This is a genomic window from Nitratireductor thuwali (genome assembly GCF_036621415.1).
In the GTDB taxonomy this organism is placed as follows: Bacteria; Pseudomonadota; Alphaproteobacteria; order Rhizobiales; family Rhizobiaceae; genus Chelativorans; species Chelativorans thuwali.
Genome location: NZ_CP030941.1, coordinates 4,191,738 through 4,216,528 on the forward strand (window position 1 = coordinate 4,191,738; position 24,791 = coordinate 4,216,528).

Consider the following 24,791-nt stretch of genomic DNA (forward strand, 5'->3'; position numbering starts at 1 on the left):
TATTGACCTCAAGTTGGCTTGAGTTCGTAGCATGCTCTTCCTGCCTGAAATCTGCAAGAGGAAGCATGCTATGTCGTCCGAAATGGCCATGGATCGTGGTGCCGCGTTGCGTGATCCGCGAGCGCTCGCCCTGTTGTTCGCCGCCTCGCTGACCACCATGGCCAACGCTACGATCAGCCCTGCACTGGCCGGGCTTTCGGAGTTGTTCGCCGGCCATCCCAATGCGCGGTTTATGACCACGCTGCTGGTTCCTGCCCCGTCCCTTGCCGTCATCTTCTGCGCGCCGCTCGCCGGAATGGCGGTGGATCGTTTCGGTCGGCGCTGGCTGCTGCTGATCGGCATCCTGCTGTTCGCCGTTACCGGCAGTGCTGGCCTCTACCTTCCCGATCTGACGTTGATCCTGATGAGCAGATTGGCGCTCGGTCTCGCGGTGGCGATGATCATGACATCTCAAACCGCGCTCATCGGAGACTACTACGAGGGCAGCGCCCTAAAACGTCTCGCAGGTCTCCAGGTTTCGGCGCGGAACTTCGGCGGATTCGCCTTCATCACCCTCGCCGGCTGGCTTGCCGTGACCTCGCCGCGCTTGCCCTTCGCGGTTTATTTGCTGCCAGTTCTGCTTTTGCCGCTGGTCTGGATGGCTGTTGCAGAGCCGCCCCGTCGCAGGCGCGCCGCAACGTCGGGACAATCGCTCGCTTCTGTCGGGGAGAAGTGGTTTGGGCCGGTGATGGCGCTGGCGATTCTTCAGATGGGGACGACGGCGTTGTTCTTTATCATGCCCACACAAGTTCCCTTTCTTCTGGATTCACGCGGCTATGACAGCGCGTCCGGGACGGGTATCGTCCTTGGCGGGCTCACGCTTGCCGGAGGATTGGCCGCTCTCGCGTATCACCGGGCGAGCGACCGGATCGGCGAAGTCGGCGTTTTTGCTATCGGATATGCGCTAATGGCACTTGGTTTCGGAGGCATAGCCATAAGCTCGGCGTTTGGGGCAACCCTTGCCGGTGCAGTCTCGATCGGATCGGGTTTCGCCCTCGTGATGCCGAATTTCGTCTCACTGGCTCTCGCCATTGCCCCGGCGGAACGCCGCGGCGTCATCGGTGGAATCCTCACGACATCGGTCTTCGTCGGCCAGGTAGTCTCGCCATTTGCCACCACACCGATGATCAACGCGGTCGGATATGCCGGGACATACACGGCAGCGGCGGGCCTCGTCCTCTGCCTGGCAACGGCCAGCAGCGCGGCCGCGGTGCGGCGGCGCCTGAAAGGCAGAGTCCCGCAGGCATAGCCGAAGGAGATGCTTGAGCCGCACCGCCGATACCTGACGCTGGGTCCTACTGTGGCGCCGCGATCTCTGATCCGGTGCTACACACGTCACCTGGTTGCGACGAGCCGGTACCCGCAGTCCAGTTCCTCCAGATTGAGCAGATTGGAATAGCGCTGCGCCCATGCTCCGTTCTTCAAATCTGCCTCAAGCGCTTCTAGCCCTTCGGAAACATCGCCCAACGCCCAGAAGGACGACATGGCAGCGCGGACCCTTTCATCAAGATAGGCCGCGGGGCGCCGCCAGTAGCCGGCCAGAAAACCGTCTGTGCAGTCATGCGGGATTGGCACGGCCGAAACTTCGACAGGACCAAGCCATTTCTCATAGCTTGCCATTGGGGGCATTTGCCCTTCATCCAAGGTCACAAGTGCTGGAAAATAGTCTGCAACCCAGAACCCACGGAACGACGGGTCATATGTCAGAAAGACGATCCTGCCCCGCGTAACGCGGCGCATCTCCATGACGCCCGTTTCCTGATCGGACCAGTGGTGGACGGTCAGAACGGCCATCGAGGCATCGAAAGATTTATCGTCGATCGAAAGATTTATCGTCGAAGGGCAGGTGTTCTGCACGGCCCTGAATGAGAGTGGCATTTGAAGCAGCGCGCTGCCGCATCATTCTGGCCGAGGGTTCGACGGCCGTGATCTGCCTGCCGGTGGGCTCGTATGAGCCTGCCCCCGCCCCGACATTCAATACCGTCTGGGCACCACCCAGAGCGGCTTCAATTTGCCGAGCTATTCTGGGATCGGGCCGGCGCAAGTTGGCGTAGTTCAAACCAATCGTATCGTACAAAGGGTTCATGACGCCACCTCTCGATCTAGGTCCTGATCCTAGCGGTCCGATTCAAGCATCTCCTTAACCACTGTCGCCAATTGCTTGAGTGAAAACGGCTTCGGCAGGAAGCCGAACTGCGCGTCGGAAGGCAGGTTCTTGGCGAAGGCGTCTTCGGCGTAGCCCGAGACGAAGATGAATTTTATGTCGGGCTGCACCTTGCGCAGCTCGCCCAGCAGGGTCGGCCCGTCCATCTCCGGCATGACCACGTCGGAGACGACGATATCCACCTTCCCTTCCAGCCTTTCGAAGATTTCCATCGCCTCGGTGCCCGAGCTCGCCTCGTGCACCTCATAGCCGCGCGAGGCGAGCGCGCGCACGCTGCCCATGCGCACCGCGTCCTCGTCTTCGACCAAAAGAACGCGTGCCGTGCCGGAAAGGTCGCGGTGCTTTTCCTTCTGCTTGGCCGCGGCACTGGTTGCCGCCTCGGCTGTGGCCTCGATCTCCTTGGCCGCCGGAACGTGGCGCGGCAGGAAGATGCGGAAGGTGGTCCCCTTGCCCTCCTCCGAATCGCAATAGATGAAGCCGCCCGTCTGCTTGACGATGCCGTAGACCATGGAAAGGCCGAGGCCGGTGCCCTTGCCTACTTCCTTCGTGGTGAAGAAGGGCTCGAAAATCTTCTTGAGCACCTCGGGCGCGATGCCCGTGCCGGTGTCCGAAACCTCGATAGCGACATAGTCGGCGGCGGCCAGTTCGCGATAGCCGAAGGCGGCGCACTCATCGGCCGGGATGTTGCGGGTGCGCACGGTCAGCTTGCCGCCTTCGGGCATGGCGTCGCGCGCATTGACGGCCAGGTTGACGATCACCTGCTCGAACTGCCCGATATCGGCCTTGACCGGCCAAAGATCGCGGCCGTGCTCGACCGAAAGCTTGATGTCGTTGCCGACCAGGCGCGACAGCAGCATGCGCAAATCCGCCAGCACGTCGATCAGGTTGAGCACCTCCGGCCGGAGCGTCTGCCGCCGCGAGAAGGCGAGCAACTGCCGCACCAGCGAGGCCGCCCGGTTCGCGTTCTGCTTGATGTTCATGATGTCCGGGAAGGAGGGATCCGACGGACGATGATTGGTCAACAGAAGGTCCGACGCCATGATGATGGCGGTCAGGACATTGTTGAAATCATGGGCGATGCCGCCGGCGAGCTGGCCCACCGCCTGCATCTTCTGGCTCTGCGCCATCTGCGCTTCCAGCGCCTTCTGCTCCGTAGTCTCCACCGCATAGACGATGGCCGCCTCCTCCGCGCCTTCGCCGCCCGCCTGGTCAGCGACGGCGTTGACGTAGAAGCGCATGTGCCGCTCTTCATTGTCGGGCAGCACGGTGTCTATCGGAGAGATGTCGGCCTGCCGCTGCTTGGCCTTTTCCAGGGCAATGGCGAAGGATTCGCGGTCGCGCTGGTGGATGACCGTGTCCAGCCGGATGCGGCGGTCGAGCGCGTCGCGGTCGACGGCGGTCGAGAACAGCGAGAGGAAAGGCGCGTTGGTGCGCAGGATGCGACCTTCGGCATCGACGCTGGCAATGGCCATCGGCGTCGAGTTGAAGAACCGCGTGAAGCGCACCTCCGAAGCCCTGAGATCGGCCGATGCATCCTCGCCCAGCGTGCGGTTGAGAACGATCGTACGGGTCGGGCCCGCTGCGCCATCCCTGCTGGCCGTCACGCGGTGCATGAAGCGTACCGGCAGCGCCTCGCCCTGCGCCGTCGACAGGTCGAGGTCGATGACGGCGTTGCGCGCGGTGCCGTGCTCGGCCTTCACGGCGTTGATCAGCGCCATACCGTCGCCGGCCACGATGTCGGCCAGCGAGAGCCCGCCGGGAACGAAGCTCGCAAGTTCGATGCCCAGCCATTCGGCCAGCGTCGCGTTGAGATATGTAAGACGCCCCTCGGCATCCGTGGCAAAAAAGCCGGCGGGCGCGTGGTCGAGGTGGTCGATGGCCTTCTGCAGGTCGAGGAAGAAGCGCTCCTGCTCCGCGCGCTCATCGGAAATATCCACGAGCTGCCACGCCGATAGCGGCTTACGGTGCCCCGGAACCTTGAAGACCCGCGCCCAGACCCGATACCAGCGCGCGCCCGGCTCCGCGCCGGCCCGGATAGGCCGCGACAGGCGAAATTCGCCATCGGCGGGGCGCCCGTCGCGCAGGGCCGCCACGAGATGCTCGATGGTGGGCGCGGCCTCGGCATTGTCCGAAAGCAGCGACTCGACCGTCTTCACATCGGCCGCCGACGTGGCTCCGGTCAGGTCGGCATAGGCCCGGTTCGCATAGAGAATGCGGCCTTTCACGTCGGTGACGAGGAGGCCTTCCGACATGGAATCCACATAGGCCTTCGACAGTTCGTCGCCGGTGGATCGCGGCGCGATCTGGATGAAGCCGATGGCGCTGGCGAAGAGATATCCGACACCGATCATGGCCAGAATGCCAAGCACGCCCAGGAGAAAGCTTTGGCCGAGGCGATCCTGGAATATGGCGAAGACGAAGGCCGATCCCGTGAGGACGACAATGAAGATGATCAGCCGCGTGATGACGCCCGGACGCGACCCCTGGTCGATGATGGGAGCCGTGTCGATCTCGCCGCCCGTTTGCTTGGCCATTCGTTCCCTGCCTGTCGCGCCGACTGCCAGCGGCTGTTCTCCGGTTCGGTTCCACCGCATATATCAGGGCCGCGATTATGCGCAAGGTTTGCGCCCGGCCATTGCAGATGACGAGCCCCATGGGCGGGCGCAAAAGGGAGCCGCCGGCGCGATGAGCGGGAACCGGCGGTGGGATGAAAACATTGCCGGTTGCCGCACCCGGCGGCGGCGCATAGTTTGGCGGGACTGAAGAAGCATATGGAGCGGCATGATGAGCGATTGGCTGGCAAACTTCGGGGGCGGGCAATATATCTCCGCCTTGCTGTGGACCTTTGCGGCGCTCGTGCTGCTGGCGGTGGTGCTGGCGCTGGTGAAGCGCTCGCGCGGTGCCGGATCCGGCACGTTCATCTCCGGTGGCCGCAACCGCGCGCCGCGCCTGGCCGTCGTGGACGCCACCGCGGTCGACAGCCAGCGCCGGCTGGTGCTCGTAAGGCGCGATGACGTGGAGCACCTGATCCTGATCGGCGGGCCGACGGATGTCGTCATCGAGCCGGCAATCGGCCGGTCGGCGCAAAGGCCGCTGGCGGCGCCCGTGGAATCGCCAGCCCGTCCGGCACGACCCGCCGCCCGCCCGGCGCCGCCGGTCCCCCAGCCCGCGGGGCGCCGCTCCGGAGCCGCCGGAACCGCTCGACCCCAAGCGCCGGAACCGCGGGTCGCCGAGCCGGCAGCAGCGGCTGGCTTCGCCGCCAGCCATGCAGGCAGGCAGGCAAATGCCGATCCCGCTGCCGATACCCCGGCGCATGACTTGTCCCGCGACGGGTCCCGACAGGCTGAACCCGCGCCCCGCCCATCGTGGCAGCCGGCGCCCGAGGCCCGCCCGGAGCCGTCCGAGCCCACTCGCGAAGGCCACGAGCAGCGGCCGCAGCCGGCACAGCACGCCGCCCTGGCGGCAGAGCGCGAGACGGCGCTGCTGGAGGAGATCGACCTGTCGATCGATGAAATGGATCATCGCCCGGTGCGCCAGGAGCCGCCGCAACAGCCGGACGAGATGTCGATCGAAGACGAGATGAGCCGCCTGCTCGACGATCTGGCCGACGACCGCAGGAAGGACAGCTGACCTGTTGCGCCGGCCTCGCTGAACGATCAGCCCTTCTTCTTCGCCCGTGCCATCCGCTCGCGCAGTTGCTTGCCTCGGCCTTCCCGCGTGACCTGCCGCGCGCGGCCGAAAGCCAGCGCGTCGTCCGGCACGTCGTCCGTGACCACGCTGCCGGCGGCCACATAGGCGCCTGCACCTACCTTGAGCGGTGCGACCAGTGACGAATTGGTGCCGATGAAGACGTCCGCGCCGATCTCGGTCAGGTGCTTGTTCACGCCGTCATAGTTGCAGGTGATCGTCCCGGCGCCGATATTCGAGCCGCAGCCTATGACCGCATCGCCGATATAGGACAGATGCGGCACCTTGGCGCCCGGCTCGATCCGCGCCTTCTTGATCTCGCAAAACGTGCCCACCTTGGCCTTTTCCAGAACCATCGACCCTCCGCGAAGCCTGGCAAAGGGGCCGATCTTGGCGCCGGCCGCGATTTGCGAATCCTCGATATGGCAGAAGCCATGGATGGTGGCGCCGCCGGCGACCTTGACGCCGGGACCGAAGACGACATTCGGCTCCACCAGCGTATCGGCCCCTATCTCCGTGTCATGGGAGAAGAAAACGGTCTCCGGCGCGACGAGGGTGACGCCGGAAAGCATCGATTGGAGGCGCTTGCGCCTTTGCCAGATGGCCTCGGCCTCCGCCAGTTCCGCGCGGTTGTTGACGCCGAGCGCATTCTCGAACGACGCTTCGACCGCCTTCACCGACAGGCCCAGGCCATGCGCGATCTCGACGATGTCGGTCAGATAGAACTCGCCCTTGGCATTGTCGTTGCCGACGGCATCCAGGAGCGGCAGTGCGTGCTCGCCGGCGATCGCCATGATGCCGCTGTTGCAAAAACCGATCTTCCTCTCCGCTTCCGTGCAGTCCTTCTCCTCGCGAATGGCTATGAGCCGCCCGTCGTTCTCGACCAGACGTCCATAGCCGGTCGGAACCGGCGGCCGGAAACCGAGCACGGCCACCGCCGCGCCGGCCGCCAGCCTGGCGCGCGCGTCCATGAGCACCTCGGGCTGAAGCAGCGGGTGGTCGCCGAAGACGACGAGCACGTCGTCATAGCCGCGGGCGATCGCCTGGCGCGCCGCCAGCACCGCATGGGCCGTGCCGAGGCGTTCCCGCTGCACGAAGACCTCCGGCGACCGGCCGGAGGCGCCAGCCTGAAGTTCGACCGCCGCCCGCACCTCCTCGGCGCCATGGCCGATGACGACAGCCTCGCCATTGGCGCCGGCCTGGCGCGCGGCAGCAAGCACATGGCCGATCATGGGCAGCCGGCCCACCTCGTGCAGAACCTTCGGCAATGAACTCTTCATGCGCGTTCCCTCGCCGGCGGCAAGGATGACGGCAAGGCAGCTTCTCTCGCTCATCGGATGGCCCTCGATTCCTTCATGGCCGATCTGTAGCACCCCGCGCCGGCGCGTCAAACGGCCCGAAAGCGCTCAGCCAAGACGCCCCAGCGCCGGAAATGTCTCCAGCATCCAATAGGCCATCGACTGCATCCCTCCCGTCAGAAACAGGACGCCGGCCAGCACCAGCAGCGCGCCGATGACTTTTTCAACGCGACCGAGATGGACCCGGAACCGCTGCAGGAAAGTCATGAACGCGCCGGAGAAGAGCGCGGCGATCAGGAACGGAATGCCGAGCCCGGCCGAATAGACGCCGAGCAGCATCGCCCCTTCGCCCACCGTCTCGCGCCCGCCCGCCAGCGTGAGGATGGGCCCGAGCACCGGCCCGATGCAGGGCGTCCAGCCGAAGGCAAAGGCCAGCCCCATCAGATAGGCGGCGCCAAGGCTCGCAGGCTTGCCTCCCGAGTGCAGGCGGGCCTCGCGAGACAGGAACGGGATGCGCACGAGGCCGAGGAAATTGAGCCCCATGACGATGATCAGCACGCCGGCCACCATCGCCAGTTCCTGCTGGTAGGTGCGCAGCAGCCCGCCGATCGTGGACGCGCCGGCGCCCAGCGCCACGAAAACGGTCGAGAAGCCGAGCACGAAGGTCAAGGCGGATGCGAGCAGCGGCAGCCTGGCACGCAGGGCACCGGCGCCCTGCCGGAAATCTTCCACCGACACGCCGGCCATATAGCAAAGATAGGGGGGGACCAGCGGCAGAACGCAAGGCGACAGGAACGACAGTCCTCCCGCGAGCAGGGCGCTTGTATATCCGATGTCGAGTGCCATTCGCTCCAGTCTCTCCTTGCCGCCCGACGACCATATAGCCGCGCATGCCGACACGCTCCAATAACGATCGCGTGGTCAAAGCGCCGCACATCCGTCCATCCCCCGAGGCCGGCGATGAAAAGCGTCAACCGCGCCCGCAAAGCCGTCATTTGCGGTTGACCCCGCAAGGGCCTCTCACTATGTTCCGCCGCACTTTCACGGGAAGTAACCACACCCGTGCGAGCGCGTAGCTCAGCTGGTAGAGCAACTGACTTTTAATCAGTAGGTCCAGGGTTCGAGCCCCTGCGCGCTCACCATTCTCAGGGATAGTCCCGCAAAATCTCCGGCAGGCGTTCGGGCAGGTCTTCGGCGATCAGGCCTGCTCCGCAGCCATTTCCGGCCTCGCCGTGCAGATGGACCGCGGCTGCGGCCGCCTCGAAGCCGGGCATGCCTCGGGCGCACAGGCCGGCGATCATGCCGGCGAGAACGTCGCCGCTGCCGGCGGTCGCAAGGTGCGGCCCGGCATTGGCGTTGATCGCCGCGCGGCCGTCGGGCGCGGCAATCACCGTATCGGCACCCTTGTAGACGACCACGGCGTTCATGTGGGCGGCTGCCTTGCGCGCCCGGTCGAGCTTGGAAAGATCGTCATCGCCGCCAAGATCCGGGAAGAGACGGGCGTATTCGCCGGCATGGGGCGTCAGGAAGAGATCGCCACGCCTTTTCGAGGCGGCGTCGGCCAACCGTTGGGGGTCTCCGGCGAAGGCCGTTATTGCATCGGCGTCGAGCACCAGTCCGGCGCCTTGCTGGGCTTGCAGAATCGCTTCGGCGAAGCGGCGCGTCAGCTCGCCAATGCCGAAACCCGGCCCCAGCACATAGGCCTTCGGCCGCCGTTCCTCGTGGAACTCGAGAAGTTCCCGCTCCTCTTCCACCCGGCGCAACATGATCGAGGTCAGGTGCATGGCATTGACGGCCAGCGCAGCGCCCGGCGACAGCAAGGTGACGGCCCCTGCCCCGATCCGGGCCGCCGCCCGCGCCGAAAGCCGCGCCGCGCCGGTCGCCATCGGCCCGCCGGAGAACACTCCGACATGACCGCGGCGATACTTATGCAGGTCCGGCTCCATGACCGGCCACTCCGCCCGCCAAAGCGCCGGATCGTTGACGAAGCACCGCGGCGCGATCTCGTCGAGCACACGGGCGTCTATGCCGATATCGGCGACCAGCGTTTCGCCGCACAGCGCCCGGCCGGGATAAAGCAGATGGCCGGGCTTGCGCCGGAAGAAGGTGACTGTCAGCGCCGCCGGCGCGGCAATGCCCAGCACCTGGCCGGTGGCGCCGGAAACGCCGGAAGGCAGGTCCACCGCGACCACGCGCACACCGGTTTCCGCCAGGCTGCCCAGAACGCGGGCTGCCGCGCCCCCGACCGGTTTGGAGAGCCCGGCGCCAAACAGCGCGTCGACGGCGATGCGCCCCGGCAGCGGCCGATAATCCTCGAGGGGAGCGCATTCGGCGTGGCACCGCGCCGCCACCGCTTCGCAGTCGGACCCTTGGCGCGGCATCGCCAGCCGCCAGACCTTTGTGTCGAGACCCCGCTCCCGAAGGAGATCGGCAACGACATAGCCATCGCCGCCATTGTTGCCGGGCCCGCACAGAATGTCGAAGCCGGCCGCACCGGCGAACCGTGCGAGAACCGCGTCCGCGACGGCGGCACCCGCACGGTCCATCAGGCCCGCGCCGTCATGCGGTCCCTTCTCCATGGCCAGCGCGTCGGCGCGGCTCATCTCTTGCGGCGTAAGCAGTTCAATCATGGCGGCCCTTTGTGCGACAAGTTTCCACGACGCCGCCCGTCGCGGCAATTGCATTTCGCGCTCTGCTAATTCTTTTTGCATGGTGCACAATAATTGATCACTTGTTAGGGTGCAGACTGCATGTCAGCCGGGCAGCACGGCCCGACCAAGCGCCATCATCTGCACAGCGGGCCGCGCTTCCCGGCGAAAAGCCACTCCCGCCCCGTGCCGGAACGCCCGCGCATGAACTGGCACGCTTCGTGCATACGATAACGGGAGCGGGGGGCGAAACCCTGCTTTACAAAGCAATCGGAGGCCGCCAAAGCATGAAGAAGATCGAGGCGATCATCAAACCGTTCAAGCTCGACGAGGTGAAGGAAGCCCTTCAGGAAGTCGGGCTTCAGGGCATCACCGTCACCGAGGCGAAAGGTTTCGGCCGCCAGAAGGGACATACGGAGCTCTACCGTGGCGCCGAATATGTCGTCGACTTCCTGCCGAAGGTGAAGATCGAGGTGGTGCTCGCCGACGACATGGTCGAGGCCGCTATCGACGCCATCCGCAAGGCCGCGCAGACCGGCCGGATCGGCGACGGGAAGATATTCGTCACGAATGTCGAGGAAGTGATCCGCATCCGCACCGGCGAGACCGGACCGGACGCGGTCTGAACGGCCACCGAACCGATTGTTGAAGAGTTGTCATAGACAGGGATTTGAAAAGAATGACGACAGCACAGGACCTTATGAAGCAGATCAAGGAAAACGACGTGAAATACGTCGATCTGCGCTTTACCGACCCCAAGGGCAAGATGCAGCACGTGACCATGGATGTGGGCTCCGTGGACGAGGACATGTTCGCCGACGGCGTCATGTTCGACGGCTCATCGATCGCCGGCTGGAAGGCCATCAACGAGTCCGACATGGTGCTGATGCCGGACACCGAATCGGCCCATATGGACCCCTTCTTCGCCCAATCCACCATGGCGGTGATCTGCGACATTCTCGATCCGGTTTCCGGCGAATCCTATAATCGTGATCCGCGCGGCACCGCCAAGAAGGCGGAAGCCTATGTGAAGTCGGAAGGCTTCGGGGACACCGTTTATGTCGGCCCCGAGGCGGAATTCTTCGTCTTCGACGACGTCAGGTACAAGGCCGACCCCTACAACACCGGTTTCAAGCTGGACTCGACCGAACTGCCGTCCAACGACGACACGGAATATGAGACCGGCAATCTCGGTCACCGTCCGCGCGTCAAGGGCGGATATTTCCCGGTTCCGCCCATCGATTCCTGCCAGGACATGCGCTCCGAGATGCTCACGGTCATGGGCGAGATGGGGGTGAAGATTGAGAAGCACCACCACGAGGTGGCCGCCGCCCAGCACGAGCTCGGAATGAAGTTCGACACGCTGACCCGCACCGCCGACATGCAGCAGGTCTACAAATACGTCGTCCACCAGGTCGCCAACGCCTATGGCAAGACGGCCACCTTCATGCCCAAGCCCATCTATGGCGACAACGGCTCCGGCATGCACGTGCACCAGTCGATCTGGAAAGACGGCAAGCCCACCTTCGCGGGCAACGAATATGCCGGGCTTTCCGAGACCTGCCTCTATTATATCGGCGGCATCATCAAGCATGCCAAGGCGATCAACGCCTTCACCAACCCCTCGACCAACTCCTACAAGCGCCTGGTTCCGGGCTTCGAGGCACCGGTCCTGCTCGCCTATTCCGCGCGCAACCGTTCGGCCTCCTGCCGCATTCCCTTCGGCTCCTCGCCGAAGTCCAAGCGCGTCGAGGTCCGCTTCCCCGACCCGTCGGCAAATCCATACCTGGCCTTCGCGGCCATGCTGATGGCCGGCCTCGACGGCATCAAGAACAAGATCCACCCCGGCCAGCCGATGGACAAGGATCTCTACGACCTGCCGGCCAAGGAGCTGAAGAAGATCCCGACCGTCTGCGGCTCCCTGCGCGAAGCCCTGATGAGCCTCGACAAGGATCGCGGCTTCCTCAAAGCCGGCGGCGTGTTCGACGACGACCAGATCGATTCCTACATCGAACTCAAGATGGCCGAAGTGCTGCGTTTCGAGATGACGCCGCATCCGGTCGAGTTCGATATGTACTACTCGGTCTGATCCGCGCCACGCGCTTTGCAACGAGCAGAACCCCCGGTGGAAACGCCGGGGGTTTTTCGTTTGCCGGCGGCGGGCGGGCGGCTACAGACGGTCGAGCGACCAGCTGACGATTTCGGCGGCGGCAACCTGGAAGGCGGCGTCGAGCGCACGGAAATAGGCATTGTTGCCGCTTCCGCTGACAGGCGCGCTGGCCACGAAGGTCTGCGAGGCCCGGACGACGCCCGTGCGGTCGTTCAAAACGCGGACGTAAAGCTCGACGAAAGCCGCCTCGCCGCCATCGGCGCGAATCTCGAATGCGCGGATTTCCGGAATGATCTGATAATCGATGGCGAGCCCATCGCCTGGCTTGCCGACGCCGCCAAGCGCATCGGTCGACTGAAAGGCCGCGGAGAGCTTGGCCTGGACGATGTTGGGCAGATTATCGGCCCAGCGCGCGCCGCCGAGGAGTTGGACGGCGCCATCCCGGGTCCGAACGACGATGTTCTCGCCGTCGAACACTTTCAGCGCGTCCGGCTCGGCAATCAATATCTGGACACGCGCCAGCCGACGGCCGCTCTCGACGCGCGGTGAACTCAGCTCATAGGCGTCGACCGGCGGCGGACCGAAGCCGGGAATGGCTGCGCATCCGCTCAGGGAAGCGGCGAGTGCAAGCCCGCATGCAATGCGCAATCTTCTCAATTCGAGCTCCCGGAAATCCCCTGCCCCCGTACAGGTCGAAAGTCTTGCGGGGCCGATCTGTCCTTGTCAACGGCGCTGGCGGCCCTCATAGCGCCGAATGGAGCCTTCCCCACCGGTAATGATGCGTTGCGGGTTCTGCTCGAATTCGGTGACGGCGCGCTCTATGCGGTTGATCGCGCGCCGGGAGTCTTGCACCAGCGCCTCCACCTCGCGCAATCCCTGAACGGAAAAGCGCGAAAGCCCCTCGGTGATCGGTCCTATGCGGGCATTCAGCGTTTCGGCCACCTGGCGGAACGATTGCAGCGTGGCTCGCGCCTCTCCAATCAGGTCCTCGCCTTCGCCCGCGTCCAGCATGCCGTCGAGCTTCGCCAGCACGCCATCGACGCGAACGGAGGCCTGGTTGAGCCGACTGGCAAGCTGGCCCGCGTCGGAGATGAACTGATCGATATCCTCGGTGCGTCCGCCGATCGTCTGGCTGACGCGGGCGATGTCCTTCGAAGCCTCGTTGACGGCGGTGCTCGCCTGCTCGAAATTCTGAACGGCCGTGGCCACGGCCGCGGCGTCCACTCCCTCCAGCACGTCATCGACCTTGCCGAGCGTGACGGTCGCATTGCGCGAGAAGTCGCCGATCGAGGCGACCGCCTCGTCAACGCCCGCCATGATCGTGTCGAGCTCGTCGCTGGCGCTCGCCAGCCGGCTGGTGAACGTGTCGATATTGCCGACGATCTTGGCCACCCGCTCCCTGTCGACGGAAACGATCAGTTCCTCGGCTGCCTGCAGGGTCGTTTCGAGCTGGTCCGAAACCTTCGCGATGGTGCCGGACAGGTTGCTGACATTTTCGAGGAAGCGGTCGATGCCTTCGGCATTGCGCGACAGCGAGGCAGAGAAGGTCTCGACATTGCGTAGCGTCTCCGTCAACGGACCGCGCGCGTCGGTCACGAAGCCCTCCAGTTCCCCGATGACGTTGTCGGCGCGCGTCAGGAGGCTTTGGGCCGTCTGCAGCAGGTTCGTCACTGCGGAAGGGCTCGCCGTGATCTCGGCGACCGTATTCTGCTCCTCGGCCAGTTCGAGGAGGTTCGGCTCATCGGGATCCCCGCCCTTCAGTTCGATATTTGCCGTTCCGGTGAGACCCGCCAGCCCGACATCGGCCTGCGTCGAGCGCGTGATGGGCGTCAGCCGGTCGACCTCCGCATCGGCGATGGCAACGCTCGGATTGGTAAGGTCGAGATAGACGCGGCGGACATCGCCCACCTGGACACCGTTGAAAAGAACCGCGCTGCCACGTCGAAGTCCGGACGCCGAACCGGGGATGCGGAAACGCAGCGTAGCGGTCTCGCCGCGATCGCCGATTGCAGCCGTCCAGTAGACGAACCCGAATGCCGCCAGAACGGCAAGGATCGTGAACAACCCGACGACGACATAATTTGCTTTTGTTTCCATCAGTTAGACGTCTTCTTTATATCTGTTCGTCAGCGATCTATACGCCGCGCGCGCTTGCCCCGGAAATAGGACTTCACCCACGGCTCCTCGCTTTGCATCATGTCGTCGACAGTGCCTTCCACCAGTACACGTTTCTTGCCCAGCACGGCAATGCGATCGCATGCCGTCAACAGGCTGTCGAGATCATGGGTCACCATATAAACGGTCAGGCCCATCGTATCGCGCATCTTGGCGACCAACTCGTCGAAGTCGGCCGCACCGATCGGATCGAGGCCGGAAGTGGGTTCGTCCAGGAACACGATGTCGGGATCAAGCGCCAGGGCGCGGGCAAGCGCGGCGCGCTTGATCATGCCTCCCGACAATTCGTAAGGGTGCTTGTAAGCGGCATCGCGCGGCAGCCCCACCAGTTCCACCTTGAGCAGCGCCAGCTCGTTCATGAGCGCCTTCGGCAGGTCGAGATATTCGCGCATGGGGACCTGAATGTTCTCCAGGACGGTCAACGCCGAAAACAGGGCGCCGTGCTGGAACATGACGCCGAGGCGCATGTCGAGCAGCATGCGCTCGTGCTCGTCCAGATGCTGCAGGTCCTTGTCGAACAGGCAGATCGACCCGGCGGCCTTGGGCACCAGGCCCAGTATGGCGCGCAGCAGCACCGACTTTCCCGACCCGGAAGCGCCGACGAAGCCCAGGATTTCGCCGCGATACACGTCCAGCGACAGGTTTTCCAGAACGCTTGTCTCGCCGAACCTCACGCTGACGTCCCGCGCCGAGAGCACCACCTCGCGCCGTTCGTTCTGCGCCGGCTCGGCGCCGTCGTTTTGGGGCGATGCGGCCATCAAAAATCGATCGCCGCGTAGAACATGGCAAACATCCCGTCCACCACGATGACGACGAATATGGCCTTCACCACCGAGGCCGTGACGTGGCTGCCGAGCGACTCGGCGCTGCCGCCGACCTTCATGCCTTCGACCGAGGCGATCACGCCGATGATCAGCGCCATGAACGGCGCTTTGATGAGGCCGGCGAAGATGCTCGACAGATCGATGGCCTCACGCAGTCGGTCGATGAAGGCAGCCGGCGGGATGCCCGAATAAAGCCAGGCCGTGGCCATCGCGCCAGCCAGCGCGGCGAAATTGGCTACGATGGTAAGGCACGGTATGGCGATCACGAGGGCGACGAGGCGCGGAAACACCAGCACGCCAACGGGGTTGAGGCCGATCACGGTAAGGGCGTCGACTTCCTCCCGCATCTTCATGGAGCCAATTTCGGCGGTGATCGCACTTCCGGAGCGGCCGGAGATCATGATCGCCGTCATCAGCACGCCGAGCTCGCGAAGGATCAGGATGCCGACAAGGTCGACAACGAATATCTCCGCGCCGAAATAGCGCAGCTGGAACGCGCCCTGCTGGGCGATGATGGCGCCGACGATAGCCGACATCAACACGATGATCGGCACGGCGCCCACGCCCATCCGGTCGATCTGGCTGACGATGGCCGCCGGGTTGATGGCATGCTTGCGGCCCAGCTTCATCTGGGCGCCGCTGACGGTGGCCCCGAGGATGTGAAGCCCGTAGCGTATATCGTCGCGCGCTTCGTACATGGAGCGGCCGACAGCCATGGGAATACGAACGAGCCAGCCGTCCCGCGGCGGCTTGGGCGGCAATTCCGGCTGTTCCGCGATTGGCTCGACGGCCTCCAGCAATATTCTGGCGGCAGCGCTTTCGCCGCTGATCTCGACGGTTGCCCCGCGCCGCCGCTGTTCGGCGATGAGCCGGGCGATCAGCCATGCTCCGGCCGTGTCCAGATAGCCCGTTCGGGAAAGGTCGAGTTCCAGCGTTTCGAAATCGTCGCGTGCCAGAAGTGCCCGCATATCGCCGTCGACGAGGCCCACCGTCCGCGTGGTCCAGTCACCGGCAAGCCGGCAGGCCAGCGTGCCGCCGTCGGACGAGGTTTCCACGGCCGGGGCGCGCACCGCCCCAGGCTGGCCTTCGTCATGTGCTTGCGTCATCTCACTGCTCGCCATAAACGTGCTTTAGCGCATCAACCCGTTCCGTGGGAACCGATTTCGCCCCGCGCGGCTTCGGATAGAGGCTTGCCCACAACAGACGAACCCGAGAGGACCCATGCCGCTTTCCCTGATCGTCGAAGTCGAGCGCTTTCCCATTGCCGGCGTTTTCCGCATTTCCAGGGAATCGCGCACGGAAGCGACTGTCGTCACCTGCATTATCGGCGACGACAGGGCGACCGGGCGCGGGGAGTGCGTGCCGTACAAGCGCTATGGGAGACACTGGAAGGGGTCGTTGAACTCATTGAAAGCCTCCGCTCCGACATTGCCGACGGCATCACGCGGCGGGAACTCATGTCGAAGATGCCGGCAGGGGCGGCGCGCAACGCCATCGACTGCGCCCTGTGGGATCTGGAAGCCAAGCGGAGCGGCAAGCCCGTTTACGAGCACGTCTGCCGGCAGCCGCCGCGGCCCGTGACGACCGCCTACACGATCTCGCTCGGAGAGCCCGACGAGATGGCCACACGGGCGCGCGCCGTCTCGGACCGGCCGCTGCTCAAGGTGAAGGTCGGCGGCGCCAATGACGTGGCCCGCATTCGAGCAGTCGCAGCGGCCGCGCCGAACAGCCGGCTCATCGTCGACGCCAATGAAGGCTGGAACGACGACAACATAAAAGACAATCTTTTGGCCTGCGCCCATCACAATGTGGCGCTGGTAGAGCAGCCGCTGCCCGCGGGGAAGGATGCGATATTACGGGATATTCCCCACGCCGTGCCGGTCTGCGCCGACGAAAGCCTGCATACCGCCGATGATCTGGAAGCGATGCGCGGCCTTTACGACGCCATCAACATCAAGCTCGACAAGACCGGTGGCCTGACGGCAGCGCTGGAACTGCGCGAAAAGGGCCGTGAACTCGGCTTCTCGATAATGATCGGCTGCATGGTCGGCACGTCGCTTGCCATGGCGCCCGGCGTCTTGTTGGCGCAAGACGCCGATTTTGTGGACCTCGACGGGCCATTGATGCTCAGGGAAGACCGTGTGCCGGGGCTCCGCTATTCCGGTGCCCTCGTTTCGCCGCCCGATCCCGACCTGTGGGGCTAGAGTGCTTCCAGGAAAAGTGGAAGCCGGTCTTCGGTCTAGAATTGCATACGGTTCGGCGCTCTTGTGAAATGGTGAACGGATCTAGGCCGGTTCGACTTCGACCGGCTTCGGGCGGATGCCGGCTTCCAGGCGTTTGCGCCCACGTTCGGCCGCTGTCGTCAACGCGGGATGGCCCGTCCATGACAGAATGTCGAAACGGCCGTCGAAATCCTCGACCAGCGCGGTGCAACTCTCCACCCAGTCGCCGGTGTTCATGTAGCGCACGCCGGCGATGTCCTCGATCGCGGCGTGATGGATATGGCCGCAGATCACTCCGTCGACATTCGACCGCACCGCTTCCTGCGCCAGGATGTCCTGAAAGGAACTGATGAACTTCACGGCCTTCTTGACCTTGACCTTGGCCCAGGAGGAGAACGACCAGTAGGGCCGCCCCATGAGCCGGCGGAAGAAGCCGACGGCCCGATTAACCAGAATGGCACCGTCATAGGCCTTATCGCCGAGATAGGCGAGCCAGCGGACATTGTGCACCACGGCGTCGAACTGGTCGCCATGGATGACCAGAAAGCGCTTTCCGTCCGCGGCCTCGTGGACAATGCGGTCGGCCACCACGATCCCGCCGAAATGCACGCCCTGGAAAGGCCGCAGGAACTCGTCGTGATTGCCGGCGATATAGTAGATTCTCGTCCCCTTGCGCGCCTTGCGCAGCAGCTTTTGCACGACGTCGTTATGGGCCTGCGGCCAATGCCAGGAGCGCCGCAGCCGCCAACCGTCGACGATATCTCCGACCAGATAGATCGTCTCCGCCTCGTGATGGCGCAGGAAGTCTATGAGGAATTCCGCCTTGGCGGGCTTCGATCCCAGGTGAACGTCCGAGATGAAGATGGTGCGGTATCTGTGGGGCGTGGCGGCGGTCATCGCTTCGTCCATGCTAGAGCCTTCTGCGGTCAGATCGAATCGTTTGGGCTCCGCATGGATGCGGAAAACCGAGGAAATGAGGGCATTTTGTGCGTTCCAGAGGCCTCAAGGCGTTCCAAGTGCGGTCGCGCCTCCTATGGCCAGATTCATGTCACAGCCATATGACGGTTGTTTATTGCCCCCCTTGCGGCTAGATGAACCGGACGGAAAATCGGGGAGAAAATCATGGATCTCGGCATCAGCGGGAAGAACGCCATCGTCTGCGCATCGAGCCGGGGCCTCGGCCGCGGTTGCGCCATGGCGCTGGCGGAGGCCGGCTGCCGCGTGGTCGTCAACGGGCGCAGCGCCGATTCGGTGAAGCGGACGGCCGAGGAGATCCGCGACCGCTTTTCCGCCGAGGTCGCCGAGGTCATCGGCGACGTGGCGGAGCCTGCGGTCCAGAAGGCGCTTCTGGCCGCGTGCCCCGCGCCAGACATCCTCGTCAACAATAATGGCGGCCCTCCCCGGCGCGACTTCCGGGAGCTTACGCGCGAAGCGATGCTCGACGGGGTGACCCAGAACATGGTCGTTCCTCTCGAGCTCATTCAGGCCGTGGTGGACGGTATGGCCGAGCGCGGTTTCGGCCGTATCGTCAACATCACCTCGCTTTCCGTGTACATGCCGATCGAAGGTCTCGACCTTTCGTCCGGCGCGCGCGCCGGTCTCACGGCCTTCCTTGCCGGGGTGTCCCGCACCGTGGCGTCCAGCAACGTGACCATCAACAACATCCTGCCCGGCAAGATGGATACCGAGCGCCTGCAAGGCGGAATTCGCCGCGGCGCAGAAACGTCGGGAATGAGCGTCGAGCAGCAGGCCAAGCTCCAGATGGAGGCAATCCCGGCCAAACGGTTCGGAACGGCAGAGGAGTTCGGCAAGGCCTGCGCTTTCCTGTGCTCTTCGCATGCGGGCTACATCACCGGCCAGAATCTCATCCTGGACGGCGGCCTCTACACCAGCGCATTCTAATTCTTCCCGCATCGCGAGCGGACAAGGGAATATTTCATGGCGGACGACCAGCCCCTATCGACCGACAGTGCGGATCTCGACGAGGCAGCCCTCTTCTTTCACCGATATCCCGTTCCAGGAAAGCTGGAGATCCAGGCAACGAAGCCGCTCGGCAATCAGCGCGACCTCGCGCTCGCCTACTCGCCCGGCGTTGCGGCGCCATGCCTTGCCATTCAGGAAGATCCGGGAATGGCGGCCGAATATACCGGGCGTTCCAATCTGGTGGCCGTGGTTTCCAATGGCTCCGCCGTCCTGGGATTGGGCGATATCGGCCCCTGGCCTCCAAGCCCGTGATGGAAGGCAAGGCGGTTCTGTTCAAGAAATTTGCCGGCATCGACGTATTCGATATCGAAATCGATGCACCCGACATTGCGCGCATGGTGGACACCGTGTCGGCGCTGGAGCCGACATTCGGTGGCATCAACCTCGAGGACATCAAGGCGCCCGAATGCTTCGAGGTGGAAGATCAGCTCAAGAAGATCATGGATATCCCGGTCTTCCACGACGACCAGCATGGCACCGCCATCATCGTCGCCGCCGCGATCCTCAACGGGCTCGAGCTTGCCGGCAAGGACATCGCGAAAGCGAAGATCGTGACTTCCGGCGCCGGCGCGGCCGCGCTCGCCTGCCTCAACCTGCTGGTTCATCTGGGCGCCAGTATCGAGAACATCTGGATCACCGACCGCTTCGGCGTCGCTTATCGTGGCCGCACCGAGGAGATGGATCGCTGGAAGGAGCCCTACTGCAAGGACACCGATGCGCGCACGCTGGCTGACGTCATCGGCGGCGCAGACATTTTCCTCGGCCTGTCGGCGGCCGGCGTCCTCAAGCCGGAAATGCTCGAGCACATGGCGGATCGTCCGCTGATCCTGGCGCTGGCCAACCCCAAGCCGGAGATAATGCCGGACCTTGCCCGGAAGGCCCGGCCGGACGCGATGATCTGCACCGGCCGCTCGGACTTTCCGAACCAGGTCAACAACGTCCTGTGCTTCCCCTACATCTTTCGCGGCGCCTTGGACGTGGGCGCAACCGCGATCAACGAGGAGATGAAGATGGCCGCCGTGCGGGCCATCGCCGCACTGGCGCGCGAGGAGACCTCCGATGTGGCGGCCCGTGCCTATTCGGGCGAGACACCGGGCTTCGGGCCGGACTTCCTCATCCCCTCGCCTTTCGACCCACGACTCATCCTGCGGATCGCACCCGCCGTCGCCAAGGCCGCCATGGAAAGCGGCGTTGCCACACGGCCGATCACCGATATGGACGCCTATCTCGACCGGCTGAACCGGTTCGTCTTCCGCTCGGTGCTCATCATGAAGCCCGTTTTCTCGGCCGCCAAGGCGGCGGGGCGGAAGCGCGTCATATATGCCGACGGCGAAGACGAAAGGGTGCTGCGCGCGGCCCAGGTCGTGCTTGAGGAAGGCATCGCCGAGCCCGTCCTGATCGGCCGGCCCCAGGTGATCGAGACGCGCCTCAAGCGCTACGGGCTGCGTATCCGCCCCGACAAGGACTTCGCCATCGTCAACCCGGAGGACGACCCGCGTTACCGCGACTATGTCGATCTCCTGAGCCGCCTCACCGGCCGGCGTGGCGTGACGCCCGAGGCGGCCCGCACGATGGTCCGCACCAACAACACGGTCATTGCCGCGCTCGCCATGATGCGCGACGAGGCCGACGCGATGATCTGCGGACTTGAAGGCCGTTTCGAGCGCCATCTGCGCAATGTCGACATGATCATCGGCCGCCGTGAAGGCGTGGACGAACTGTCCGCCCTGTCGATGCTGATCACGCAGCAGGGCGTCATGTTCTTCACCGATACCTATGTGACCGTCGACCCTTGCGCCGCCGAAATCGCCGAGATGACCGTGCTTGCGGCCGAGGAGATCCGCCGTTTCGGCATTGAGCCCAAGGCGGCGTTGCTGTCGCATTCCGACTTCGGCTCGCGGGATTCGGCGAGCGCGCTGAAGATGCGCGAGGCGACCGATATCCTGCATCGCATCGCACCGAACCTGATTGCCGACGGCGAGATGCATGGCGACTCTGCCCTGTCGGAGACCCTTCGCATGCGCGTGTTCCCGCACGCCAGCCTGAAGGGCGAGGCCAACCTGCTGGTTTTCCCGAATCTCGATTCGGCGAACATCACCCTGACCACGGTGAAGGTGATGACCGACGCGCTGCATGTCGGCCCGATCCTGCTGGGTACGGCACGGCCAGCCCACATCCTTACGCCTTCCGTCACGTCGCGCGGCGTGGTCAACATGACCGCGCTTGCGGCGGTCGAAGCCCTGCAGCACCACGCTCGCTAAATTTGCTTGTACGCGGATAAGTGGTATTTAAGACCGATGCGCTAGAGGGAGCGCATTGTGGCTGAAAGCAGTCGAACGCAGGGTTCGGCGGCTGCTGGAGTTCGGGAAAGGCGCGGCCGCCTTCCCGGGGGGCGGGCATGAACACTCACAGGCATATCGCCTATATGGTGCGGGCGTTGGCATTGGCGCTCGCCTGCGTCCCGATCCTGGCACAGCCGGCTGGAGCGCAGTCACGCGCCTGCCGCAGCCTGCAAGCACAACTGGCCTCCCTGCCTACGAGCGCATCCGCCGGTCAGGCGGCGAAATACGACCGTGCCATCGCTCAGCAGGGCGTCGAACTCGGGCGCGCGCGCGACAATGCACGCACCGCCCGCTGCGGCGGCCTCTTCGCGAGCCGCTCGCAGCAGTGCGCGCAGCTCAACGCCACGATTGCCCGCATGGCGCGCAACCTGGCGGACCTGCAGAACAAGCGCCGCACGATGACGGTGCCCTCAGGCTCTCGGCGCGAGCGCGCACGCCTCCTTGCCTCGCTCAAGGCGAACGGGTGCGGCAACAGACCCGCAGCTTCGGTCCCGGTCCGGAAGGAGGCTCCGAAACACCAGCAGGCCGCGCGGCCCGACTCCGGCGGTGCCGTCTACCGCACCATGTGCGTCCGCCTCAGCGACGGCTATTATTTCCCGATCTCCTTCTCCGTTCCCAGAATCATGTTCGACCGGGACGCGGCAGCCTGCCAGGCCCGGTGCCTTGGCACCCAAGTGGCGCTATACGCCTATGACGTGACAGCGCAGGAGAGCAGCGCCATGGTCTCCGTGGCTGACGGCAGTCCGTACACCGAGCTCGATACGGCCTACAGATACCGACAGGCACCGGTGCGCACGCCTATGTGCGGCGCCGCCGCTCCCGCACAGAAGAAGAGCTTCACCATCCTGGCTGGAGCAACGGACAAGCGGGAGGTCGCGTCGATACCGGCCCCGATCCAGCGGCCCGATCCCGAAGCGCAAGAGACAGGCACCGAAGCGGCCGTCGATGTCGCACCCGCCAAGCGCGAACCTCGCGAGGGCGCGCCGGCGGGCGATCGTCGGGTCAGGGTCGTCGGGCCAACGTTTCTTCCCGACCAAGCAGAGGCAATAGATTTGCGAGCTCCGGCCCGGACTCCAGTCCGGTCAGCGCAACCCTGAGCGGCTTGAACAGCGCTTTTCCCTTGCGCCCGGTCCGCTCTTTCAGAACCGACGTCCATGCAGTCCAGGTCTGATCGTCCCAAGGCTCGGGCGGCAGATGATTCATGGCCTGGCGCACGAAATCGCGATCCTCTTCGGAAAGGTCTACCGGATGCTGAATGCCTTCGGTAACGATGCGCCACCAATCGACGGCCTCGCCGACGGTTTCAAGGTTGCCGCGCACGGCAAGCCAGAAGCGCTCGGCCTTCTCGCCGACAATTCCCATCGCTGCCAGCCGGTCTTCAACCGCCTCGAACGGCGTTTCCTGGATGAGGTTGCGGCTCAGCCCGCGCAATTCCGCCGGGTCGAATTTCGCAGCGGACTTCGAGCTGGACGACGGCGAAAAATGGGCGGCAAGTTCCTCCATGTTGCGGCAGGCGACAACGGGGCCGGATGTTCCGATCAGCACCGCAAGGGATGCGACCGCCATGGGCTCTATGCCGGCCTCACGCAGGCTCGATATCGATAGCGCACCGGTGCGCTTGGAAAGCCCTTCGCCGGTCACGCTGGTAAGAAGATTATGGTGCCCGAAGGAAGGCGCCTTGGCACCCAGGGCGTTGAACAGGGCGATCTGCGCTCCCGTGTTGGTTACGTGGTCGTCGCCGCGGATGATATGGGTGACGCCCATTTCGATATCGTCGGCGACCGACGGCAGTGTGTAGAGAAACGTTCCGTCTTCGCGGATGAGGACGGGATCGGACATGGAAGCAAGATCCACCGTCTGCGGCCGCGGACGATATCGTCCCAATGCACCTCCGTGCGCTCGGTCTCGAACGGATTGTCCCTGAAATTGGGCAGCAGGAAGCGCCAGTGAGGGCGCCTGCCTCCGCTTCCAGCGCCGCCTTTTCCTCGCCGCCAAGCTTCAGCGCCTCGCGGCCATAGACGGGTGGAAGCCGGCGGGAAAGCCTGATGCGGCGCCGCCGTTCAAGCTCCTCGGAGGTCTCGTAGCAAGGGTAGACAAGCCCTGCCGCCTTCAGTCTTTCGGCCGCAGCCTCATAGACCGGGACACGGTCCGACTGCCGGACGACGGCATGCGGGTGAATGCCAAGCCACTCCAGGTCGCGCTCAATCTGCTGGGCGAACTCCCGGCGCGACCGTTCGACGTCCGTGTCGTCGAAACGCAGGATGAAACGCCCATCCGCCTTCAGCGCGAAAAGCCAGTTGAACAGCGCCGTGCGCGCGTTGCCGATATGATGTGGCCCGTCGGGGACGGTGCGAAACGAACCGTTGTGTTCATGCGGCGGGCGTAGCCGACCGTTCAGCCGTTTGCAAGGCGCGCGAGGCAAGCCGCCGCGAAACGAGCAGCATCAGGCCCGACGCGGCAATGCAGTAAAAGCCATGACCAGCACCTGCAGGGGAAACGACACACCGAGATCGATCAGATATCCGGTCAGCCCCGGTCCCATTGCCGAAGCGAACACCATGACCGCCACCGTCATCGCGCGGACCGCGCCGAGGAAACGCGTGCCGTAGACCTCCGGCCACAACGCGCCCATCAGCGTGTTCGAAAAACCGCTGGAAACGCCGAGCAGCCCATGAACACGAAAATGCTCCACTGCGCCTCCAGCATGCCGAGCACCAGACAGGCAAGCGCCATGGGCAGGAGAAAGACGGGAAGGAGCGCGGTGGCGGAGAATTTGTCGATCAGATGCCCGCAGATGAGCGCGAACGTCACGGTCGACACGGCCATGAAGGTGAAGGAAGCCGCGAAGACCTCCAGCGACCACCCCGCAGTTCCACCAGGTAGACCTGGTGAAAGAAGATGCTCGTGCCGATGAAGGCAGGCGCCATGATGCCCAGCAGCAACAGGTAGAAGAACGGATCGCGCAGCACCTCCGCTCGGGTCCAGTCGCGGACGGCGCCGCCGCGCGCAGCGGATCGCTGGCCCGGGGGCGCCGCTCCTGCGCGAACAGGCTTGCCACGAGAGGCATCGCAAGCACCGTCAAGGCGGCCGCGGCGACCAGCCACCCGTTGCGCCATCCCACGAGCCCGGCAATCGTGACGAAGAAAAAGGGGATCGTGGCCGACCCCGCGTCCACGCCAGCGACACGACCGAGACGGCACGGCCGCGCTGGGACGCATACCATCGGCCGATGGCGGTCATGGCGTTCTGCGTCATCATTCCCTGGCCGAAGAGCCGGAGCAGGTAGACCGTGACGACGA

At 64.5% G+C, this 24,791-nt stretch carries 19 protein-coding genes, 1 tRNA gene and 3 pseudogenes; 9 read left to right on the forward strand and 14 right to left on the reverse strand.

Annotation, left to right across the window (positions count from 1 at the left end; genetic code table 11):
• Window positions 1-70 precede the first annotated feature (70 nt).
• Window positions 71-1,288, forward strand: a complete 1,218-nt coding sequence (locus tag NTH_RS20450; protein ID WP_338531746.1) for an MFS transporter — start codon at window positions 71-73, stop codon at window positions 1,286-1,288.
• An 86-nt stretch (window positions 1,289-1,374) separates the two neighbouring features.
• Here NTH_RS20450 and NTH_RS20455 read toward each other — a convergent pair whose 3' ends face one another.
• Genes NTH_RS20455 through cckA form a run of 3 tightly spaced genes read right to left on the reverse strand, consistent with a single transcriptional unit; the run spans window position 1,375 to window position 4,737 of the window.
• A complete protein-coding gene (locus NTH_RS20455) occupies window positions 1,375-1,917 on the reverse strand; it encodes a class I SAM-dependent methyltransferase (protein ID WP_422392418.1) in 543 nt (180 codons plus the stop codon).
• Window positions 1,850-2,125, reverse strand: coding sequence for a class I SAM-dependent methyltransferase (locus tag NTH_RS20460; protein ID WP_338531748.1), 276 nt, complete (start codon window positions 2,123-2,125; stop codon window positions 1,850-1,852). The genes NTH_RS20455 and NTH_RS20460 overlap by 68 nt, the downstream gene beginning before the upstream one ends.
• A gap of 29 nt (window positions 2,126-2,154) precedes the next feature.
• Entirely contained in the window at window positions 2,155-4,737 is a 2,583-nt protein-coding gene (gene cckA, locus NTH_RS20465; protein WP_338531749.1) for a cell cycle histidine kinase CckA, read from the reverse strand.
• Window positions 4,738-4,987: 250 nt separating this feature from the next.
• Between cckA and NTH_RS20470 the strand changes: the two genes are divergently transcribed.
• On the forward strand, window positions 4,988-5,833 hold the full coding sequence (locus NTH_RS20470; RefSeq protein WP_338531750.1) for a hypothetical protein: 846 nt from the start codon (window positions 4,988-4,990) through the stop codon (window positions 5,831-5,833).
• A gap of 26 nt (window positions 5,834-5,859) precedes the next feature.
• Here the strand turns inward: NTH_RS20470 and glmU are convergent, their stop codons facing one another.
• Together glmU and NTH_RS20480 are read right to left on the reverse strand one after the other, a co-directional pair.
• Window positions 5,860-7,224 (reverse strand): bifunctional UDP-N-acetylglucosamine diphosphorylase/glucosamine-1-phosphate N-acetyltransferase GlmU, encoded by a 1,365-nt coding sequence (gene glmU / locus NTH_RS20475; RefSeq protein ID WP_338531751.1) that lies wholly within the window; start codon window positions 7,222-7,224, stop codon window positions 5,860-5,862.
• 72 nt (window positions 7,225-7,296) lie between these two features.
• Entirely contained in the window at window positions 7,297-8,034 is a 738-nt protein-coding gene (locus NTH_RS20480; RefSeq protein WP_338531752.1) for a cytochrome c biogenesis CcdA family protein, read from the reverse strand.
• Between the two features lie 220 nt (window positions 8,035-8,254).
• Between NTH_RS20480 and NTH_RS20485 the strand changes: the two genes are divergently transcribed.
• Window positions 8,255-8,330, forward strand: a tRNA-Lys gene (locus NTH_RS20485).
• Window positions 8,331-8,333: 3 nt separating this feature from the next.
• Here the strand turns inward: NTH_RS20485 and NTH_RS20490 are convergent.
• Window positions 8,334-9,818 (reverse strand): NAD(P)H-hydrate dehydratase, encoded by a 1,485-nt coding sequence (locus tag NTH_RS20490; protein WP_338531753.1) that lies wholly within the window; start codon window positions 9,816-9,818, stop codon window positions 8,334-8,336.
• A 305-nt stretch (window positions 9,819-10,123) separates the two neighbouring features.
• On the opposite strand from NTH_RS20490, the gene NTH_RS20495 reads away from it, so the two are divergent.
• The gene (locus NTH_RS20495) at window positions 10,124-10,462 is read left to right on the forward strand and encodes a P-II family nitrogen regulator (protein WP_338531754.1); all 339 of its coding nucleotides are present in this window, start codon (window positions 10,124-10,126) and stop codon (window positions 10,460-10,462) included.
• Between the two features lie 53 nt (window positions 10,463-10,515).
• A complete protein-coding gene (glnA, locus tag NTH_RS20500) occupies window positions 10,516-11,925 on the forward strand; it encodes a type I glutamate--ammonia ligase (RefSeq protein WP_338531755.1) in 1,410 nt (469 codons plus the stop codon).
• Between the two features lie 81 nt (window positions 11,926-12,006).
• Here glnA and NTH_RS20505 read toward each other — a convergent pair whose 3' ends face one another.
• From NTH_RS20505 to NTH_RS20520, 4 genes are all read right to left on the reverse strand, one after another.
• Entirely contained in the window at window positions 12,007-12,603 is a 597-nt protein-coding gene (locus NTH_RS20505) for an ABC-type transport auxiliary lipoprotein family protein (protein WP_338528071.1), read from the reverse strand.
• A 66-nt stretch (window positions 12,604-12,669) separates the two neighbouring features.
• Window positions 12,670-14,043 carry an MlaD family protein gene (locus NTH_RS20510; protein ID WP_338531756.1) on the reverse strand — a complete coding sequence of 458 codons (1,374 nt, stop codon included), beginning with the start codon at window positions 14,041-14,043 and terminating at the stop codon, window positions 12,670-12,672.
• 29 nt (window positions 14,044-14,072) lie between these two features.
• Complete coding sequence (locus tag NTH_RS20515; RefSeq protein WP_338528072.1) at window positions 14,073-14,879, reverse strand: ABC transporter ATP-binding protein; 807 nt, start codon at window positions 14,877-14,879, stop codon at window positions 14,073-14,075.
• The gene (locus tag NTH_RS20520) at window positions 14,879-16,051 is read right to left on the reverse strand and encodes an ABC transporter permease (protein WP_338531757.1); all 1,173 of its coding nucleotides are present in this window, start codon (window positions 16,049-16,051) and stop codon (window positions 14,879-14,881) included. Before NTH_RS20520 ends, NTH_RS20515 begins: the two co-directional genes overlap by 1 nt.
• Before the next feature lie 115 nt (window positions 16,052-16,166).
• On the opposite strand from NTH_RS20520, the pseudogene dgcA reads away from it, so the two are divergent.
• Window positions 16,167-17,149, forward strand: a pseudogene (dgcA, locus tag NTH_RS20525) (N-acetyl-D-Glu racemase DgcA).
• A gap of 81 nt (window positions 17,150-17,230) precedes the next feature.
• On the opposite strand, the gene NTH_RS20530 reads toward dgcA, so the two are convergent.
• Complete coding sequence (locus NTH_RS20530; protein WP_338528074.1) at window positions 17,231-18,076, reverse strand: UDP-2,3-diacylglucosamine diphosphatase; 846 nt, start codon at window positions 18,074-18,076, stop codon at window positions 17,231-17,233.
• A 213-nt stretch (window positions 18,077-18,289) separates the two neighbouring features.
• Here NTH_RS20530 and NTH_RS20535 point away from each other — a divergent pair, with 213 nt between their 5' ends.
• The 3 genes and pseudogenes from NTH_RS20535 (at window position 18,290) to NTH_RS20545 (ending at window position 22,589) form a co-directional block, all read left to right on the forward strand.
• A complete protein-coding gene (locus tag NTH_RS20535; protein WP_338528075.1) occupies window positions 18,290-19,069 on the forward strand; it encodes an SDR family oxidoreductase in 780 nt (259 codons plus the stop codon).
• Between the two features lie 36 nt (window positions 19,070-19,105).
• Window positions 19,106-21,411: pseudogene (locus NTH_RS20540) on the forward strand (NADP-dependent malic enzyme).
• A gap of 137 nt (window positions 21,412-21,548) precedes the next feature.
• Window positions 21,549-22,589, forward strand: a complete 1,041-nt coding sequence (locus NTH_RS20545; protein ID WP_338528077.1) for a DUF2865 domain-containing protein — start codon at window positions 21,549-21,551, stop codon at window positions 22,587-22,589.
• On the opposite strand, the pseudogene gltX reads toward NTH_RS20545, so the two are convergent.
• The 3 genes and pseudogenes from gltX to NTH_RS20560 all read right to left on the reverse strand — a co-directional run bounded on the left by gltX (window position 22,495) and on the right by NTH_RS20560 (window position 24,318).
• Window positions 22,495-23,865, reverse strand: a pseudogene (gltX, locus tag NTH_RS20550) (glutamate--tRNA ligase). The gene NTH_RS20545 and the pseudogene gltX overlap by 95 nt on opposite strands.
• Before the next feature lie 70 nt (window positions 23,866-23,935).
• Complete coding sequence (locus tag NTH_RS20555; RefSeq protein WP_338531758.1) at window positions 23,936-24,184, reverse strand: hypothetical protein; 249 nt, start codon at window positions 24,182-24,184, stop codon at window positions 23,936-23,938.
• Entirely contained in the window at window positions 24,124-24,318 is a 195-nt protein-coding gene (locus tag NTH_RS20560) for a hypothetical protein (protein WP_338531759.1), read from the reverse strand. The genes NTH_RS20555 and NTH_RS20560 overlap by 61 nt, the downstream gene beginning before the upstream one ends.
• Window positions 24,319-24,791 lie beyond the last annotated feature (473 nt).

Bases quoted from the DNA above. Each gene is read 5' to 3' on its own strand.
- NTH_RS20450 (WP_338531746.1), top strand. From the start codon at position 71: ATGTCGTCCGAAATGGCCATGGATCGTGGTGCCGCGTTGCGTGATCCG.
- NTH_RS20455 (WP_422392418.1), bottom strand. From the start codon at position 1,917: ATGCCACTCTCATTCAGGGCCGTGCAGAACACCTGCCCTTCGACGATA.
- NTH_RS20460 (WP_338531748.1), bottom strand. From the start codon at position 2,125: ATGAACCCTTTGTACGATACGATTGGTTTGAACTACGCCAACTTGCGC.
- cckA (WP_338531749.1), bottom strand. From the start codon at position 4,737: ATGGCCAAGCAAACGGGCGGCGAGATCGACACGGCTCCCATCATCGAC.
- NTH_RS20470 (WP_338531750.1), top strand. From the start codon at position 4,988: ATGAGCGATTGGCTGGCAAACTTCGGGGGCGGGCAATATATCTCCGCC.
- glmU (WP_338531751.1), bottom strand. From the start codon at position 7,224: ATGAGCGAGAGAAGCTGCCTTGCCGTCATCCTTGCCGCCGGCGAGGGA.
- NTH_RS20480 (WP_338531752.1), bottom strand. From the start codon at position 8,034: ATGGCACTCGACATCGGATATACAAGCGCCCTGCTCGCGGGAGGACTG.
- NTH_RS20490 (WP_338531753.1), bottom strand. From the start codon at position 9,818: ATGATTGAACTGCTTACGCCGCAAGAGATGAGCCGCGCCGACGCGCTG.
- NTH_RS20495 (WP_338531754.1), top strand. From the start codon at position 10,124: ATGAAGAAGATCGAGGCGATCATCAAACCGTTCAAGCTCGACGAGGTG.
- glnA (WP_338531755.1), top strand. From the start codon at position 10,516: ATGACGACAGCACAGGACCTTATGAAGCAGATCAAGGAAAACGACGTG.
- NTH_RS20510 (WP_338531756.1), bottom strand. From the start codon at position 14,043: ATGGAAACAAAAGCAAATTATGTCGTCGTCGGGTTGTTCACGATCCTT.
- NTH_RS20515 (WP_338528072.1), bottom strand. From the start codon at position 14,879: ATGGCCGCATCGCCCCAAAACGACGGCGCCGAGCCGGCGCAGAACGAA.
- NTH_RS20520 (WP_338531757.1), bottom strand. From the start codon at position 16,051: ATGACGCAAGCACATGACGAAGGCCAGCCTGGGGCGGTGCGCGCCCCG.
- NTH_RS20530 (WP_338528074.1), bottom strand. From the start codon at position 18,076: ATGGACGAAGCGATGACCGCCGCCACGCCCCACAGATACCGCACCATC.
- NTH_RS20535 (WP_338528075.1), top strand. From the start codon at position 18,290: ATGGATCTCGGCATCAGCGGGAAGAACGCCATCGTCTGCGCATCGAGC.
- NTH_RS20545 (WP_338528077.1), top strand. From the start codon at position 21,549: ATGAACACTCACAGGCATATCGCCTATATGGTGCGGGCGTTGGCATTG.
- NTH_RS20560 (WP_338531759.1), bottom strand. From the start codon at position 24,318: ATGGCCGTGTCGACCGTGACGTTCGCGCTCATCTGCGGGCATCTGATC.